Here is a 15146-nt window from a genome sequence, read left to right as displayed (position 1 = left end):
GCACAGCCCCCACATGGGGCGGGTAGTCTGGGTCACGTCCCCGGGCACCACCCAGCCCTCAGGGGTATTTTTCTCGCACCACCTATAAGGAGACATCACGTGACCGTGCGCGTAGGCATCAACGGATTCGGACGTATCGGCCGCAACTTCTACCGCGCGGTGGAGGCACTGAAGGCCGAGGGCAAGACGGATATCGAGATCGTGGCCGTCAACGACCTCACCACGAACGACATGCTCGCTCACCTGCTCAAGTACGACTCGATCCTCGGCCGCCTGGGCAAGGACGTCACGTTCGACGACTCGTCGATCACCGTCGGTGGGACCAAGATCGGCGCCCTCGCGGTCAAGGAGGGCCCCGCGTCCGTGCCGTGGGGTGACTACGGTGTCGACGTCGTCGTCGAGTCCACCGGCATCTTCACCGACGCCGTGAAGGCCAAGGGCCACCTCGAGGGTGGCGCCAAGAAGGTCATCATCTCGGCGCCGGCCAAGAACGAGGACATCACCATCGTCATGGGCGTCAACGACCACGAGTACGACGGCTCGCAGACGATCATCTCCAACGCCTCCTGCACCACCAACTGCCTCGCGCCGGTCGCCAAGATCCTCTCCGACGAGTTCGGGATCATCAAGGGCCTCATGACCACGATCCACGCCTACACCCAGGATCAGAACCTGCAGGACGCCCCCCACAGCGACATGCGTCGCGCCCGCGCCGCCGGCATCAACATGGTGCCCACCTCCACCGGTGCCGCCAAGGCGGTCGCTTTGGTCCTGCCCGAGCTCAAGGGCAAGTTCGACGGTTACGCCGTGCGCGTCCCGCTGCCCACCGGTTCGCTCACCGACCTCACGGTCGAGCTCGAGAAGAAGGCCTCCGTCGACGAGGTCAACGCCGCGATCAAGGCCGCGGCCGAGGGCCCCATGAAGGGCATCCTCAAGTACACCGAGGACCCCATCGTCTCCTCCGACATCGTCGGCGACCCGCACTCCTCGATCTTCGACGCGCCGCTAACCAAGGCCATCGACGGCCAGATCAAGATCGCGTCCTGGTACGACAACGAGTGGGGCTACTCCAACCGCCTCGCCGACATCATCGGCCTGGTCGGCAAGTCGCTGTAAGAGCCCTCGGGCCTGACGACCCTGCATCACACCGGGCCCGGTCCGGGAACGCCCAGAGCGTCCCGGCCGGGCCCGAGGTACATCACCCGCACCACCGATGTCGACCCACACCACCCGCACCACACCACCACCGTCCTCCCGACAGGAGCCCCACCCCATGGCAGTGAGCACTCTCCAGGACCTGCTCGACGCCGGCGTCGAAGGTCGCAAGATCCTCGTCCGCTGCGACCTCAACGTCCCGCTCGACGGATCGACCATCACCGACTCCGGCCGGATCACGGCCTCACTGCCCACCCTCAACTCCCTCCTCGACGCCGGCGCCGCACTGGTGATCACAGCGCACCTGGGCCGGCCGAAGGGTGCGGCCGATCCCGCGTTCTCGTTGGCCCCCGTCGCGGAGAAGCTGGGAGACGAGCTGGGCCGTTACGTGCAGCTGGCGGGCGACGTGGTGGGGCCGGATGCCCGTGAGCGCGCCAACGGGCTGACCGACGGCGACGTGCTGTTGGTCGAGAACATCCGCTTCGACCCCCGTGAGACCAGCAAGGACCCCGCCGAGCGTGCTGCTCTGGCCGCCGAGTTGGCGAGCCTCGTGGGGGAGGACGGCGCGTTCGTGTCCAACGGGTTCGGGGTGGTCCACCGCGCCCAGGCGTCGGTCTACGACATCGCCGAGGTGCTCCCCGCCTACGCCGGTGACCTGGTCCAGAGTGAGGTCGAGGTCCTCGCCGGTCTGACCGGGGACGCCGAGCGCCCCTACGCCGTGGTCCTCGGCGGCTCCAAGGTCTCGGACAAGCTCGCCGTGATCGAGGCCCTCGCCCCCAAGGTCGACACCCTGGTCATCGGCGGCGGTATGTGCTTCACCTTCCTCGCCGCACAGGGCCACGGCGTCGGGTCCTCGCTCCTTCAGGAGGAGATGATCGGCACCTGCAAGGACCTGCTCGACAAGTTCGGCGACGTGATCACCCTGCCGGTCGACGTGGTGGCGGCCGACGGGTTCGCCGCCGACGCGGCGCACACCACGGTGCCGGCCGACGCGATTCCCGACGGCCGGATGGGGCTCGATATCGGTCCCGAGTCCGTGGCCCTGTTCACCGAGAAGCTGTCCGCCGCCAAGACCGTCTTCTGGAACGGCCCGATGGGCGTCTTCGAGTTCGAGGCGTTCTCGGCCGGTACCCGTGGCGTCGCCGAGGCGATCATCACGGCCACCCGCAACGGTGCGTTCTCGGTGGTGGGCGGCGGCGACTCCGCGGCAGCCGTCCGGACGCTCGGGCTCGGCGAGGAGAACTTCTCGCACATCTCGACCGGCGGCGGAGCGTCGCTCGAGTACCTCGAGGGCAAGGAACTCCCGGGGGTCACCGCCCTCGAACGCAGTAACAACTGATCCGCACGCGCCGACCCACAGGAGACGTCATGGCACGCACCCCGCTCATCGCCGGAAACTGGAAGATGAACCTCAACCACCTCGAGGCGATCGCTCTCGTGCAGAAGGTGGCGTTCGCACTGCCCGAGAAGTACCTCGAGAAGGTGGAGGTGGCGTTCATCCCTCCGTACACCGACATCCGCGGTGTACAGATCGTGATCGAGGGGGACAAGCTCGGCTTCGCCTACGGAGCGCAGGACGTGTCGGTCCACGAGTCCGGTGCGTACACCGGTGAGATCTCGGCGGGGATGCTCGCCAAACTGGGGTGCACCTATGTCGTGGTCGGCCACTCCGAGCGTCGCGAGTACCACTCGGAGACCGACGAGTTGGTCGCCGCCAAGGCCGCGGCGTGCCACAAGCACGGCCTCAGCCCGATCGTCTGCGTGGGGGAGAAGCTCGAGACCCGCGAGGCCGGTGACCACGTGGGGTTCGTCGTGGAGCAGCTCAAGGGATCCCTCGCGGGTCTGGACAAGGGACAACTGGCCTCCACCGTGATCGCCTACGAGCCCGTGTGGGCCATCGGCACGGGGAAGACCGCCTCGGCGGCGGATGCGCAGGAGGTCTGCGCGGCGATCCGCGCGGCCCTCACCGAGCTGGCCGGCCCCGAGATCGCGGATCAGATGCGGGTCCTGTACGGCGGGAGCGTCAACTCCTCGACCGTCGGCGAGCTGCTCGAGCAGCCCGACGTCGACGGCGGTCTCGTGGGCGGGTCCTCGCTCAAGCCCGACGAGTTCGCCCAGCTCTCGGCCATCGCCGCCGGCGGTCCACTGCCCTGAGTCGACAGGCCCGGCGTGGCCGCCCCGAGACGGGCGGGCGCGCCGGGATTCGCCCTGGAGACCTCACCGGGTAGTCTGGACCAGTCGTCCTCCGACCACCCCGACCTGACGTAAGGCCCGATCCGCACATGAAGCTCGCCCTGGACATCTTCCTCGTCGCCACCAGCCTGCTGTTGATGCTGTTCATCCTGCTGCACCGCGGCAAGGGGGGCGGACTGTCCTCGCTGTTCGGCGGTGGCGTCCAGTCCAGCCTCTCCGGGTCCAGCGTCGTGGAGCGGAACCTCGACCGCGTGACCGTGGTCGTCGCGATCCTGTGGCTCATCGCCATCGTCGCCGTCGGACTCCTGGTCCGGTTCGGCTGACCGTCTGACCGTCGCGCCGCGCGGCGCGTCGACACGGGGTGCGCACCTCCGCGAGGAGGGGCGCACCCTGTCGTCGTGGACACCCGGTTGTCGGTGGCCGAGAGACGGGTCCCCGGTGACCAGGGTGCCCGCGGATCAGTTCAGTGCGGACGCCGCGCCCACGTCGAGGTGGTAGGTCGTGGACTCGGTGCCCACTGCGCCGGCCACCGGCCAGTCCGACGGTGAGGCCCCGCCGATTCCCTCGGCGACCGCCTCCGCCTTGCCCTCACCTGCGGCCACCACCAGGATGTGCCGCGAGCGACGAACCGCCGGGAGGGTGAACGTCAGCCGCTCCGGAGGCGGCTTGGGGCAGTCGCGGACCCCCACGACCAACCGCTCCGTCTCGGCGACCGCCGGCGTGTGGGGGAAGATGGAGTCGATGTGCCCCTCGGGCCCCATGCCCAGGATGGTCACGTCGAAGAGGGGCTCGTCGCCGGCGGGCACGTCCAGCGACTCCAGGAAGCGAGCGGCGGCGACGTCGACGTCGACGAGGTCCTCGGTCCGGGCAGGCCACCGGCGCACGGTCGGACGGTCGCCGAGCGCATCGAGCAGCGCCTCATCCAGCTGGCCGTCGTTACGTTCCGGGTGGTCGGCGGGAACGAAGCGTTCGTCGCCGAAGAAGATCGTGACCTTCTCCCATTCCACGGTCGAGTCCGCGAGTGCGGCGGCGGTCTTGACCCCCACCGAGCCCCCCGTCAGCGACAGACTCGCCCGTCCGGCGGTGGCGATCCGCTCGGTCAGATGCTCCACCGCCGCCCGGGCGGCCGCGGTAGCGAGCGCGTCGGAGTCGGCGTGGACGAGATGACGGATGTGGGACATCGGTCCTCCTGTGGTGTCGGGTCTCGGTGGTCCGGTCGGTGGGCGGCCCCGCTCAGCGGACGGAGGCCGAGGTGTAGATCACGCGATCGTGGTTCGCGAGTGCGTCGGCGTACACGCCGTCGGTGTCCATACGTCGCAGCTCTTCCGCGAGGCAGTCCGCCACGCTCCGTTTCACCAGCGTCACCCGCGTGGGGGAGTGGCCGGTGATCCGCAGCTCCGCGGAGGTGGGGCTCACCTGCTCGATGACGATCGATCCGGAGGCACGCTCCAGGACGACCATCCGCGGCCCCACCGCGCGGTGGACGTCGATCCCGAGGCGGGAGGCGAGCCACCCACCGGCGAGGTCCACGGACGCGGCCCGTTCGGGGCCACACACCGTGGCGCCGGTGATCGTCTCGAACGGCGGCCGGTCCAGCGTGGCCGCCAGCAGCGAACGCCAGTGCGTGACCCGGGCCCAGGCGAGATCGGTATCACCCGGGGAGTATCCGGCCGCCCGCTTGGCCAGTGCGTCCGTCGGGTGCCCCTCGGCGTCGGAGTCCACGATCCGGCGACGCGCGAGACGGCCCACCTTGTCCTCGGACAGCAGTGTCGGCGAATGCCTCGGCCACCACACCGCGAGTGGGGTGTCCGGCAGGAGCAGGGGGGTGACCAACGAGGCGGACTGGGACGCCATCGCCCCCGAGGTCCGCAGGACCACCACCTCGGCCGCTCCCGCATCGCCACCGACCCGGATCTGACCGTCGAGCCGGTCCGTCCTGGCACGGTTGCCGCGGATCACCACGATCACGCGACACGGGTGCTCGCGGCTGGCCTCGTTGGCCGCCTCGATCGCGGATTCGCTGCCGCGGACGTGGTCGGTGAGGACGATCAGCGTGAGCACACGGCCGATGGTGCTCAGCCCCGCGTCCTCGCGGATCTGCACGAGCTTCTTGGAGATCTCGCGGGTCGAGGTGTCGGGCAGGTCGATGATCACGGTCGCCTCCATGCGCGGCCACTGCGGGCCAGGATCTCGTCGGCGCCACGAGGGCCCCACGTCCCGGCCTGGTACTGCTCCGGGGTGCCGCCGGCCGACCATTCGTCGAGGACGGGATCGAGGAGCATCCAGCTCAACTCCACCTCGCGCGAGACGGGGAAGAGTGACGGCTCGCCGAGCAGCACGTCCAGGATCAGCCGCTCGTACGCCTCCGGGGAGGACTCGGTGAACGCCTCGCCGTAGGCGAAGTCCATGTTGACGTCGCGGACCTCCATCGCGGTCCCGGGCACCTTGGACCCGAACCGCAGCGTCACGCCCTCGTCCGGCTGCACCCGGATCACCAGGGCGTTCTGACCCAGTTCCTGGGTCATCGTCGCGTCGAAGGGCAGGTGCGGCGCGCGTCGGAAGACCACCGCGATCTCGGTGACGCGTCGGCCCAGCCGCTTGCCGGTGCGCAGGTAGAACGGGACCCCGGCCCAGCGTCTGTTGTGGACCTCGAGGGTGATCGCGGCATAGGTCTCGGTGGTGGAGGACGGATCGTATCCGTCCTCGTCCTTGAGCCCCACCACCTGCTCGGACCCCTGCCACCCACCGGAGTACTGACCCCGGGCCGCGGTCTCCGAGACCGGCAGCGCCAGCGAGGTGGACTCGAGGACCTTGGTCTTCTCCGCCCGCAGCGCGGCGGCAGAGAAGTCCGTCGGCTCCTCCATGGCCACCAGGGCCATGAGCTGGATGAGGTGGTTCTGGATGACGTCGCGCGCCGCCCCGATCCCGTCGTAATAGCCGGCGCGGCCGCCCAGACCGATGTCCTCGGCCATGGTGATCTGCACGTGGTCGACGTGATTGGCGTTCCACACCGGCTCGAAGAGCTGGTTGGCGAAGCGCAGGGCGAGGATGTTCTGGACCGTCTCCTTGCCGAGGTAGTGGTCGATGCGGAACACCGAGTCCTCTGGGAAGACGGCGCCCACCACCGCGTTGAGCTCGCGGGCACTCGCCAGATCGTGACCGAAGGGCTTCTCGATCACCACGCGGCGCCACGATCCGTCGACCGCCCTGGTGCATCCGGTCCGGTCGAGGTGCCGACAGACCGTGGGGAAGTCGTCCGGGGGGACGGACAGGTAGAACGCGTAGTTCCCGGCCGTGCCCCGGTCGACCTCCAGAGCCGTCAGCTGCTCCGCCAGGTGATCGAACCCCTCGTCGTCGTCGAAGGTCCCGGTGACGAACCGCAGTCCCGCCGCCAGTTGTTCCCAGACGTCCTCCCGGAACGGGGTACGGCACCGTTCCCGGGCGTGTTCACGGGCGAACCCGGCGAACTCGGAGTGGGTCCACCGGCGTCGACCGAAGCCGATGAGGGAGAAGCCCGGGGGGAGCAGACCCCGGTTCGCGAGGTCGTAGACGGCGGGGATGAGCTTCTTCTTGGACAGGTCGCCGGTGACGCCGAAGATGACGAGCCCGGACGGGCCGGCGATCCGTGGCAGCCGCCGGTCCCGCGGATCGCGGAGCGGGTTGGCCGACCCCTCCGGGCCGCCGACGGGGTCGCCGACGGGCGGGGAGGGCCGACTGTCCGGGTCGGTCACGACCCCGAGGGGATCTCGTCGATACGCGAGGTCACCGTGGCGATGAGGTCGTCCCACGCGCTGACGAACTTGCTCACGCCCTGCTGCTCGAGCAGCGTGAAGACCTCGTCGAGGTCGATCCCCTCCGCACGCAGCGCCTCGAGGGTCTCACGCGAGTCCCCACCGGTGCCCCGGACGGTGTCCCCCTCGAGGACGCCGTGGTCCGCGAACGCCTCCATGGTCGCGAACGGCATGGTGTTGACGGTGCCGTGGGTGACCAGGCCGCTCACGTACATGGTGTCGGGGTAGGCGGGGTCCTTGACGCCGGTGGACGCCCAGAGCAGCCGCTGGGGACGGGCACCCCGGGCGGCGAGGTCACCGAAACGACCGGAGGTGTCGTAGACCTCGTCGTAGACGTCCTGACACAGCCGCGCGTTGGCCAGCCCCGCCCTGCCACGCAGGTCGGAGTCCGCCGGCAGACGGGAGTCGATCTCGGTGTCGAGTCGGCTGACGAACACCGAGGCCACGGAATGGATGCGGGAGAGGTCGTGACCGGCCTCCGCAGCCCGCTCCAGTCCCGCCAGGTACGCCTCCGCGACCGCGCGGTACTGGTCGGCCGAGAAGATGAGGGTCACGTTGACATCGATCCCCCGGCCGATCACCTCCGTGATGGCGGGGAGCCCGGCGGACGTCGCCGGGATCTTGATCATGAGGTTGGGCCGGTCGACGACCGCGGAGAGCTCGACGGCCTGGGCCACCGTCCCCTCCGTGTCGTCCGCCAGCCGGGGATCGACCTCGAGTGAGACGCGTCCGTCGACGCCGTCTGTGGCCTCGAACACGTCGGCCAGGACCGCACAGGCGTCCCGTACGTCCGCGGTGGTGAGCGCGCGGACGACGGAATCGACATCCCTGTCCGCGCGGACGGCCTCGGTGAGCGCGGCCTCGTAGGCCGACGAGTCGCCCAGGGCGGCCTGGAAGATCGCGGGGTTGGTGGTGACTCCCACGACCGAGTAGGTGGACATCCGCTCCTCGAGCTCGCCGGAGGCGAGCAGCTGGCGGGACAGGTCGTCGAGCCAGACCGAGACGCCGGCGGCGCTCAGTGCGGCGAGATTGGCGTTGGTCATGATGCCTCCCCGTTGACGGCCGCGAGCGAGTCGCGGGCCGCGGCGACCACGGCGTCGCCGGTGATTCCGAACTCGGAGTACAGGGTCTGGTACGGGGCGGACGCACCGAAGTGCTCCAGTGACACCGCCCGACCCGCGTCGCCGAGGAAGCGGTACCACGGCATCGCTATCCCGGCCTCGACACTCACCCGGGCTCGGACCGACCGGGGGAGGACCGACTCGCGGTACTCCGGATCCTGCTGGTCGAAGAACTCGACACACGGCATCGACACCACCCGGGTCGGCACGCCCTCGGCCTCGAGGGCCTCTCGCGCCTCGACCGCCAGGTGGACCTCGGAACCGGTACCCATCAGGATCACCTCGGGGGATCCGGTGGACGCCTCGGCCAGCACGTAGCCACCACGCTCGACGCCCTCGCGCGCCGACTCGGCCGTGCCCTCCAGGACGGGGATGTCCTGGCGGGTCAGACACAGCCCCTTGGGACCGTCGAGGGCGATGAGCATCGCGCGCCACGCCGCCGCCGTCTCGTTGGCGTCCGCCGGCCGCAGTACGGACAGGCCGGGAATGGCCCGCAGCGCCGCGAGCTGCTCGACCGGCTGGTGGGTGGGGCCGTCCTCGCCGAGACCGATCGAGTCGTGGGTCCACACGTAGTAGGCGTTGCTGCCCTGGAGGGCCGCGAGCCGGACGGCCGGGCGCATGTACTCGCTGAAGATGAGGAAGGTCCCGCCGTAGGGCCGGGTGGGACCGTGCAGCGCGATCCCGTTGAGGATCGCTCCCATGGCGTGCTCGCGGACGCCGAAGTGCAGGTTGCGCCCGTACGGGGACGCCGTCCACATCCCGGTCGATATCGACGGGGGGCCGAAGGAGTCGGCGCCCTCGATCTGGGTGTTGTTGGACCCCGCCAGGTCCGCCGACCCACCCCACAGCTCGGGGAGGGTCCCGGCGAGTGCCTGGATGGCCTTGGCGGAGGCCTTGCGGGTGGCGACACCCTTGGGGTCGGCCTCCCAACTCGGGAGCCCGGCGTCCCAGCCCTCGGGCAACTGGCCGGAGTAGAGGCGGTCGAAGAGGTTCTTCGCCTCGGGGTTGGCCTCGGCCCACGCGTGGAACATGTCGCTCCACTGCGCGTGGACGCGGGCGCCACGGTCGCGTGCCGCGCGGGTGTGGGCGATCACCTCGTCGTCCACGGTGAACGGCTCGGTGCCGCCCATGCCGAGCGCCTCCTTGACCGCGTCCACCTCGGCCTGCCCGAGCGCCGAACCGTGCGAGGCCCCCGTGTTCATCTTCGTCGGGGCGGGGTACGCGATCACCGTGCGCAGGACGATCATCGAGGGCTTGTCCGTGACGGCGCGCGCGTCGGCGATCGCCTCCTCGATGGCCTCGATGTCCTCACCCCCGTCGACCGTCTGGACGTGCCAGCCGTAGGCCTCGTAGCGGGCGGCCACGTCCTCGGTGAAGGCGATCTGGGTGTCGTCCTCGATCGAGATCTTGTTGTCGTCGTAGACCGCGATGAGGTTCCCGAGCTGCTGGGTCCCCGCGAGCGAGCAGGCCTCGGCGGTCACGCCCTCCTGCACGTCCCCGTCCGAGGCGACGACGTAGATGAAGTGGTCGAACGGGCTCTTCCCGGCGGGTGCCTCCGGATCGAACAGCCCCCGCTCGTACCGGGCGGCCATGGCCATACCCACCGCGGACGCCAGCCCCTGGCCGAGCGGCCCGGTGGTGATCTCCACCCCGTCGGTGTGGTTCCACTCGGGATGACCCGGGGTCTTGGATCCCCAGGTGCGCAGCGCCTTGAGATCCTCGAGCTCCAGCCCGAATCCGGCGAGGTAGAGCTGGACGTACTGGGTGAGGGAGGAGTGGCCGCAGGACAGGACGAAACGGTCACGCCCCACCCACTTCGGGTCCGACGGGTCATGTCGCATCACCCGCTGGTAGAGCGTGTAGGCCAGGGGCGCCAGGCTCATGGCGGTGCCCGGGTGACCGCTGCCGCAGTTCTGCACGGCCTCGGCGGCCAGGACACGAGCGGTGTCGACCGCCCGGGTGTCCAGTTCGGTCCAGTCGGACGGGTGGCGGGCGGTGGTGAGCTCGGTGATCTCCGACGCGCTGGTCACTTGTGGTTCTCCCGGGTCGAGGGTGCGGCGCGGATCCGCGCGTATGTCGTGGACCACCTTAGTGGTCACCGGTGCCCGGGGTCGGACCGTCCCCGCCCCCGCTCTTTCGCGGAGCGTGCAGGGGGGACGTAGTATCGGCCGGGTAGTGCGTTGACATCTGCTGCGAGGAGTTCCGGTGCACGATTCCACCCCGACCCGGAGTGGGGGGCCGTCCGTCTCCCCTCCAGAGTCCTCGGGGCGGCCGGCTCCGGCGAGCGGGCGCGCCCGCGTAGTCGACGTCGTCATGTCGTACATCGCCCTCACCAAGCCGCGCGTCATCGAGTTGCTCCTGGTGGCCGCCATCCCCGCGATGCTGCAGGCCGACCGCGGGCAGGTCCACCTCGGCCTGGTGCTGTTGACGCTGGTGGGTGGCTGGCTCGGCGCCGCCAGCGCCAACACCCTCAACATGGTCGTCGACGCCGACATCGACAAGGTCATGAAGCGGACCGAACGGCGCCCGCTGGCCCGCCACGCCGTGACCCCCCGGGCCGCGCTGGTCTTCGGCCTGGTGCTCGGCGCGGCCAGCATGCTGTGGCTGGGACTCCTGGCACAGAGCTGGCTCGCCGCCCTGTTCATCCTGCTGACGATCTGCTTCTACGTCTTCGTCTACACGATGATCCTCAAGCGCCGCACCGCCCAGAACGTGGTGTGGGGTGGCGCCGCCGGGTGTATGCCCGTGCTCGTCTCGTGGGCGGTCATCACCGACCACCTGCCCGAGGGTCAACCGAGCAACTGGTGGCAGGCGATCGTCCTGTTCCTCATCATCTTCTTCTGGACCCCGCCCCACACCTGGGCCCTGGCCATGCGGTACAAGGAGGACTACAAGGCCGCCGGGGTACCGATGTTGCCGGTGGTCATGTCGGCGGAGGGCGTCACCCGACGCATCACCCTCTACACCTGGGCCACGGTCCTGTGCACCTTCGTGCTCATCCCGGCGGCGGGATGGATCTACGCGGCGGGCACGATCGGCTTCGGTGTGTGGTTCATCGTCATGGCCCACCGCCTCGAGGCCGGTGTGCGCCGAGGTGTCGAGGTCAAGCCCCTCAAGCTGTTCATCCTGTCGAACAACTACCTGGCCGCGGTGTTCGTGGCCCTGTCGATCGACGCCGTTCTCGGTCTCGAGACCCTGTCGGCGGCGTTCTCCCTGTTCTGATCGGTCACCTGGAGGGGTCGAGCGTGATCGACCCCGTGGTGCGCCGCGACTGCAACGCCCGGTGCGCCTGCGCCGCGTCGGTGAGTCCGAAGGTCGCCCCGACGTCGAGGACGAGCGACCCGTCGACCAGCCCCTCCATCACCTCGGCCGCACGGTCGCGGTACTCCTCGGTGGTCGCGATGAAGTCGCCGAGCTTGGGCCGGGTCAGGAACACCGATCCGGCCGCGTTGAGCCGCTGCGGGTCCACCGGCGGCACGGGGCCACTCGCCGCCCCGAACAGCACCAGCGTGCCGCGCCGCTCGAGCGAGGCCAGACTGGTGTCGAAGGTGTCCCGCCCGACTCCGTCGAACACCACCGCCACACCGCCACCGGACAGCTCGCGGATCCTCTCGGGCGTCGCCTCCGGATAGAGCAGGACGTGGTGCGCACCCAGGCCCCTGCAGATCTGCGCCTTCGACTCGGTCGAGGTGGTGGTGATGACCCGGTATCCACGGGCCACCGCCATCTGGATGAGGAGCTGCCCCACCCCTCCGGCGCCGGCGGTGATCAGTACCGCGTCCCCGCCGTGCGCACGATGGGTGTCGGTGATGAGGTAGTGCGCGGTGAGCCCCTGGAGGAGCATCGACGCCGCGACGCCGTCGGACACCTCGTCGGGGACGGCGACCAGGGCCTCCGCCGGGGCGACCACGTACTGCGCGTAGGAACCGGGCACCTGGCACCATGCCACCCGGTCCCCGGTCACGAGGTCGGGCGTGCCCACCCCCAGCGCGTCGACGACCCCGGCGCCCTCGCTGCCGGGGACATACGGCAACGCGGTCTGATAGATGCCCTCCCGGAAGTAGGTGTCGATGTAGTTGACGCCGATGGAGGTGGTCCGGACGAGCACTTCCCCGGGACCAGGTGAGGGAGTCTCCAGCTCGACAGGCTCGAGGACGTCGGGGCCACCGTGTTCTGAGATCCGGACTGCACGCATGGGCCCAGTATCCGCCACAGCCCGCGCCCTCGCCGCCCGGATATCGCGCGGTCTGGTGGCGGCACCCCGGGAGCGGCGGGCAACCGGGGACACCGGAGGCGATAGGCTACCCCCATGAGCCTGCAGATCCTTTCCCAGTACGCCGGGGGACCGCGAGTCCGGGCGACCGGTCGGCCCGCCGTCACCACCAGCGGGTCCGGTGCCGTGTCGGAATCCGATCAGGCGCCCGCCGCCGTCGACGAGGTGGCCGGCGGAGGCGAGACCGCGGCACCGGTGGACGAGGCCGCCACCCCGGCCGTTCCCGACACCGACGCACCGGCGGACGAGGCGCCGGCACAGCAGCCCACCCCGCGCACGGCTCCCGCGGCCGCGTCGGCGAACTCCTCCGGCGGGGGGCTCAGCCTGGGGCGCCGCGCCCCCAAGGCCCCCGGTGGCGGCGCATCATCCCTGCACGGATCGCGGATCTCGGAGATCGAGGGGAGCGGGACCTCCTCCCCGGCGGACGCCGCCGCGACCGGCACCACCCCGGTCGCCGCGGACGCGGAGCCGAAGACCGGGAGCGCGCCCGCGACCGGCACCCCCGCGCCCTCGTCCGAGCCGGCCCGGTCCGGATCAGGGGCGCCGCAGGCGGAGTCCACGACCTCGGAGCCCGCCGGGAAGGGCGCCTCACCTGCACCCGGAAAGGGCGGCCTGACGCTGGGTGGCCGCCAGGGGGCCAAGGCCCCGGGTGGCAAGTCCGTCGGCGCGCTGGTCCTGGGCGGTGGCGCGGGTGCGGCCGCGGCCGCCGACTCGGCACAGACCGACGGATCGGCTGCCGCTACGCCCACCGACGTCGGGGCCGACGACACCGGCGACACGACTCCGGCCGACGGGGCGTCCACCGACGGGGCACCGGCGGCGAAGGAGTCCGGCGGACTCTCCCTCGGGGGCGGGTCGAGCGCCAAGGCCCCGGGAGGCGGCAAGCCGGGCGGCCTGACGCTGGGTGGCGGGTCCAAGGCCAAGGCCCCCGGCGGCGGATCCGCGGGTCTGTCGCTAGGCGGCGCCGCCGCCGCACCCGGAGCGGACACGAAGGCTGCGGAGTCCGCGGACACGCCCACGGAGCCCGCGGCGACCACCGGGACGGAGGCCGCGCCCTCCGCCGCCTCCCGGCCCGCCGACGCCCCTGCCGCGTCCCAGCCCGCCGCGACTCCTCCGGCGGACGAGCCGGCCGCCGAGGACAAGTCGGTCGAGAAGCAGGCGGCGGAGAAGGCGCCGTCGGAGAAGATCGATCCCATCAAGGTCGAGCGCGTTCCGGCGGGCCCGACACCGCCCCCGGGCGCCGTGAAGTTCGTCAAGAAGTTCCTCGCCCGCCATGGCGGCGCGGCCGATCTCGTCCTGCAGCCCACCGGTCGGACGGGGATCCGTCTGACGTTCGTGGGCGCCGACGGGGTCATGGACGACTACATGGTCGACACCCTCGCCGAGGCCGAGGCCGTGCGCGATTCGGTTCCCGGGCTCACCGGTTCGGACTGGACCCGTGAACTGGTCTCCCATACCGATGTGCCCGCGGGCCACTGGAAGCGCATGGCCGGCTCCGGATCCCTGCTCTGAGACCCCGGTAGGACGAGAACGGCCCCGCCACGGCGGGGCCGTTCCGCATTCGCGTCAGGCGGGCCCTGCCGCCGGCCGGACTACGCGGGCCGCGGACTCCCGTCCGCCCGGTCCCTGATGACCGCCGAGGCCCAGAGTGCGCCGGTCACGGCGGTGATGGCCCCCGCCAGCGTCACGTGCAGGACCACCAGCACCTCGGGCACCCCCAGCTGGTACTGGGTGATCCCCACGACGGCCTGTGCCGCGATCAGCGCGATGAGGATCAGGCAGCGCCGGATGGCCGGTCCCTGAGCGCGCAACGCGAGAAGACCGAACGCCAGCCCGATGAGCAGGCAGACGTACCCGACCATCAGTTCGGCATGGAAGTGGACCAGCCACTGGATCGGCATCTGGAGGCGGTCGGCGGCCTCGATGCGGGCGTCACCGGCGTGGGGCCCGGCCCCGGTGACCATGGTGCCGGTCACCAGCACACCGGCCAGGAGCACCGCGGACAGGACGATGAGCCAGGACAACGGCGGGGGCAGGACACGGCGGGCGGGGGCGTCGTCGGCCTCCCCGATCCGGACGAACAGGACGGCCGCGAGCCAGGCCAGGATCATGGACGGGAGCAGATGGAGCGCGACGGTCCACCACACCAGGCCGGCCAGGACCGTGATGCCCCCGATCACCGCCTGCGCCAGGATCCCCGCGGGCATCGCCCAGGCGAGCACCTTGAGCCCGCGGCGACGGCCGGCACGATGGATCGCGAGAAGCAGGGCCGCCGCGATCGCGACCAGCACGAAGGTCAGGAGCCGGTTGCCGAACTCGATGGCCTGGTGCATCGCGGGTCCGGCGCCGGCGACGGGCACGAAACTGTCCTGGTTGCACCGCGGCCAGGTCTCGCAGCCCAGCCCCGAGGCGGTCACCCGAACGGTGACCCCGGTGGTCATGATGCCGATCTGGGCGAAGACGTTGGCCAGCGCGAGGCCCTTCTGCAGCCGGATCGACGGCATCGGCAGACGGGACAACGGTCCCGTCGGTCCGGGGGGTTCGCTCGTGGCATGGCTGCCGGGGTTCGGGGCGTGCGAAGTCGAGGTCACGCCCCCGATTCTAGGCGGGCGC

The 15146-nt window shown here is 70.7% G+C and carries 13 protein-coding genes; 6 read left to right on the top strand and 7 right to left on the bottom strand.

Annotation, left to right across the window (positions count from 1 at the left end):
- Positions 1-99 precede the first annotated feature (99 nt).
- From gap to secG, 4 genes are all read left to right on the top strand, one after another.
- Positions 100-1116 (top strand): type I glyceraldehyde-3-phosphate dehydrogenase, encoded by a 1017-nt coding sequence (gap, locus tag ABD250_RS00160; protein WP_182610296.1) that lies wholly within the window; start codon positions 100-102, stop codon positions 1114-1116.
- 157 nt (positions 1117-1273) lie between these two features.
- Entirely contained in the window at positions 1274-2494 is a 1221-nt protein-coding gene (locus tag ABD250_RS00155; protein ID WP_182610297.1) for a phosphoglycerate kinase, read from the top strand.
- 29 nt (positions 2495-2523) lie between these two features.
- Entirely contained in the window at positions 2524-3309 is a 786-nt protein-coding gene (gene tpiA / locus ABD250_RS00150; protein ID WP_182658443.1) for a triose-phosphate isomerase, read from the top strand.
- 128 nt (positions 3310-3437) lie between these two features.
- Positions 3438-3671, top strand: a complete 234-nt coding sequence (secG, locus tag ABD250_RS00145; RefSeq protein WP_107747569.1) for a preprotein translocase subunit SecG — start codon at positions 3438-3440, stop codon at positions 3669-3671.
- A gap of 135 nt (positions 3672-3806) precedes the next feature.
- On the opposite strand, the gene pgl is transcribed toward secG, so the two are convergent.
- The 5 genes from pgl to tkt are packed head-to-tail and all read right to left on the bottom strand — an operon-like array spanning position 3807 to position 10290.
- Positions 3807-4529 (bottom strand): 6-phosphogluconolactonase, encoded by a 723-nt coding sequence (gene pgl, locus ABD250_RS00140; protein WP_182658442.1) that lies wholly within the window; start codon positions 4527-4529, stop codon positions 3807-3809.
- A 52-nt stretch (positions 4530-4581) separates the two neighbouring features.
- Complete coding sequence (locus tag ABD250_RS00135; protein WP_182658441.1) at positions 4582-5514, bottom strand: glucose-6-phosphate dehydrogenase assembly protein OpcA; 933 nt, start codon at positions 5512-5514, stop codon at positions 4582-4584.
- Positions 5499-7079: a glucose-6-phosphate dehydrogenase gene (gene zwf / locus ABD250_RS00130; protein ID WP_182658440.1), complete on the bottom strand. Its 1581-nt coding sequence runs from the start codon at positions 7077-7079 to the stop codon at positions 5499-5501. Before zwf ends, ABD250_RS00135 begins: the two co-directional genes overlap by 16 nt.
- Positions 7076-8182 (bottom strand): transaldolase, encoded by a 1107-nt coding sequence (gene tal, locus ABD250_RS00125; protein ID WP_182658439.1) that lies wholly within the window; start codon positions 8180-8182, stop codon positions 7076-7078. Before tal ends, zwf begins: the two co-directional genes overlap by 4 nt.
- A complete protein-coding gene (tkt, locus tag ABD250_RS00120; protein ID WP_182658438.1) occupies positions 8179-10290 on the bottom strand; it encodes a transketolase in 2112 nt (703 codons plus the stop codon). Before tkt ends, tal begins: the two co-directional genes overlap by 4 nt.
- 283 nt (positions 10291-10573) lie before the next feature.
- Here tkt and ABD250_RS00115 point away from each other — a divergent pair, with 283 nt between their 5' ends.
- Positions 10574-11482 (top strand): heme o synthase, encoded by a 909-nt coding sequence (locus ABD250_RS00115; protein WP_182658437.1) that lies wholly within the window; start codon positions 10574-10576, stop codon positions 11480-11482.
- A gap of 4 nt (positions 11483-11486) precedes the next feature.
- Here ABD250_RS00115 and ABD250_RS00110 read toward each other — a convergent pair whose 3' ends face one another.
- The gene (locus ABD250_RS00110) at positions 11487-12455 is read right to left on the bottom strand and encodes a quinone oxidoreductase family protein (RefSeq protein ID WP_182658436.1); all 969 of its coding nucleotides are present in this window, start codon (positions 12453-12455) and stop codon (positions 11487-11489) included.
- 114 nt (positions 12456-12569) lie between these two features.
- Between ABD250_RS00110 and ABD250_RS00105 the strand changes: the two genes are divergently transcribed.
- Positions 12570-14045 carry a hypothetical protein gene (locus ABD250_RS00105; protein WP_344389760.1) on the top strand — a complete coding sequence of 492 codons (1476 nt, stop codon included), beginning with the start codon at positions 12570-12572 and terminating at the stop codon, positions 14043-14045.
- 80 nt (positions 14046-14125) lie between these two features.
- Here ABD250_RS00105 and ABD250_RS00100 read toward each other — a convergent pair whose 3' ends face one another.
- On the bottom strand, positions 14126-15124 hold the full coding sequence (locus ABD250_RS00100; RefSeq protein ID WP_182658940.1) for a COX15/CtaA family protein: 999 nt from the start codon (positions 15122-15124) through the stop codon (positions 14126-14128).
- Between the last annotated feature and the right edge of the window lie 22 nt (positions 15125-15146).

Origin of the sequence: Dietzia cercidiphylli (genome assembly GCF_039531545.1) — a bacterium.
GTDB lineage: Bacteria > Actinomycetota > Actinomycetes > Mycobacteriales > Mycobacteriaceae > Dietzia > Dietzia natronolimnaea.
The sequence above is the reverse complement of the archived record's forward strand: the minus strand, read 5'-3'. Positions and strand labels throughout refer to the sequence as shown.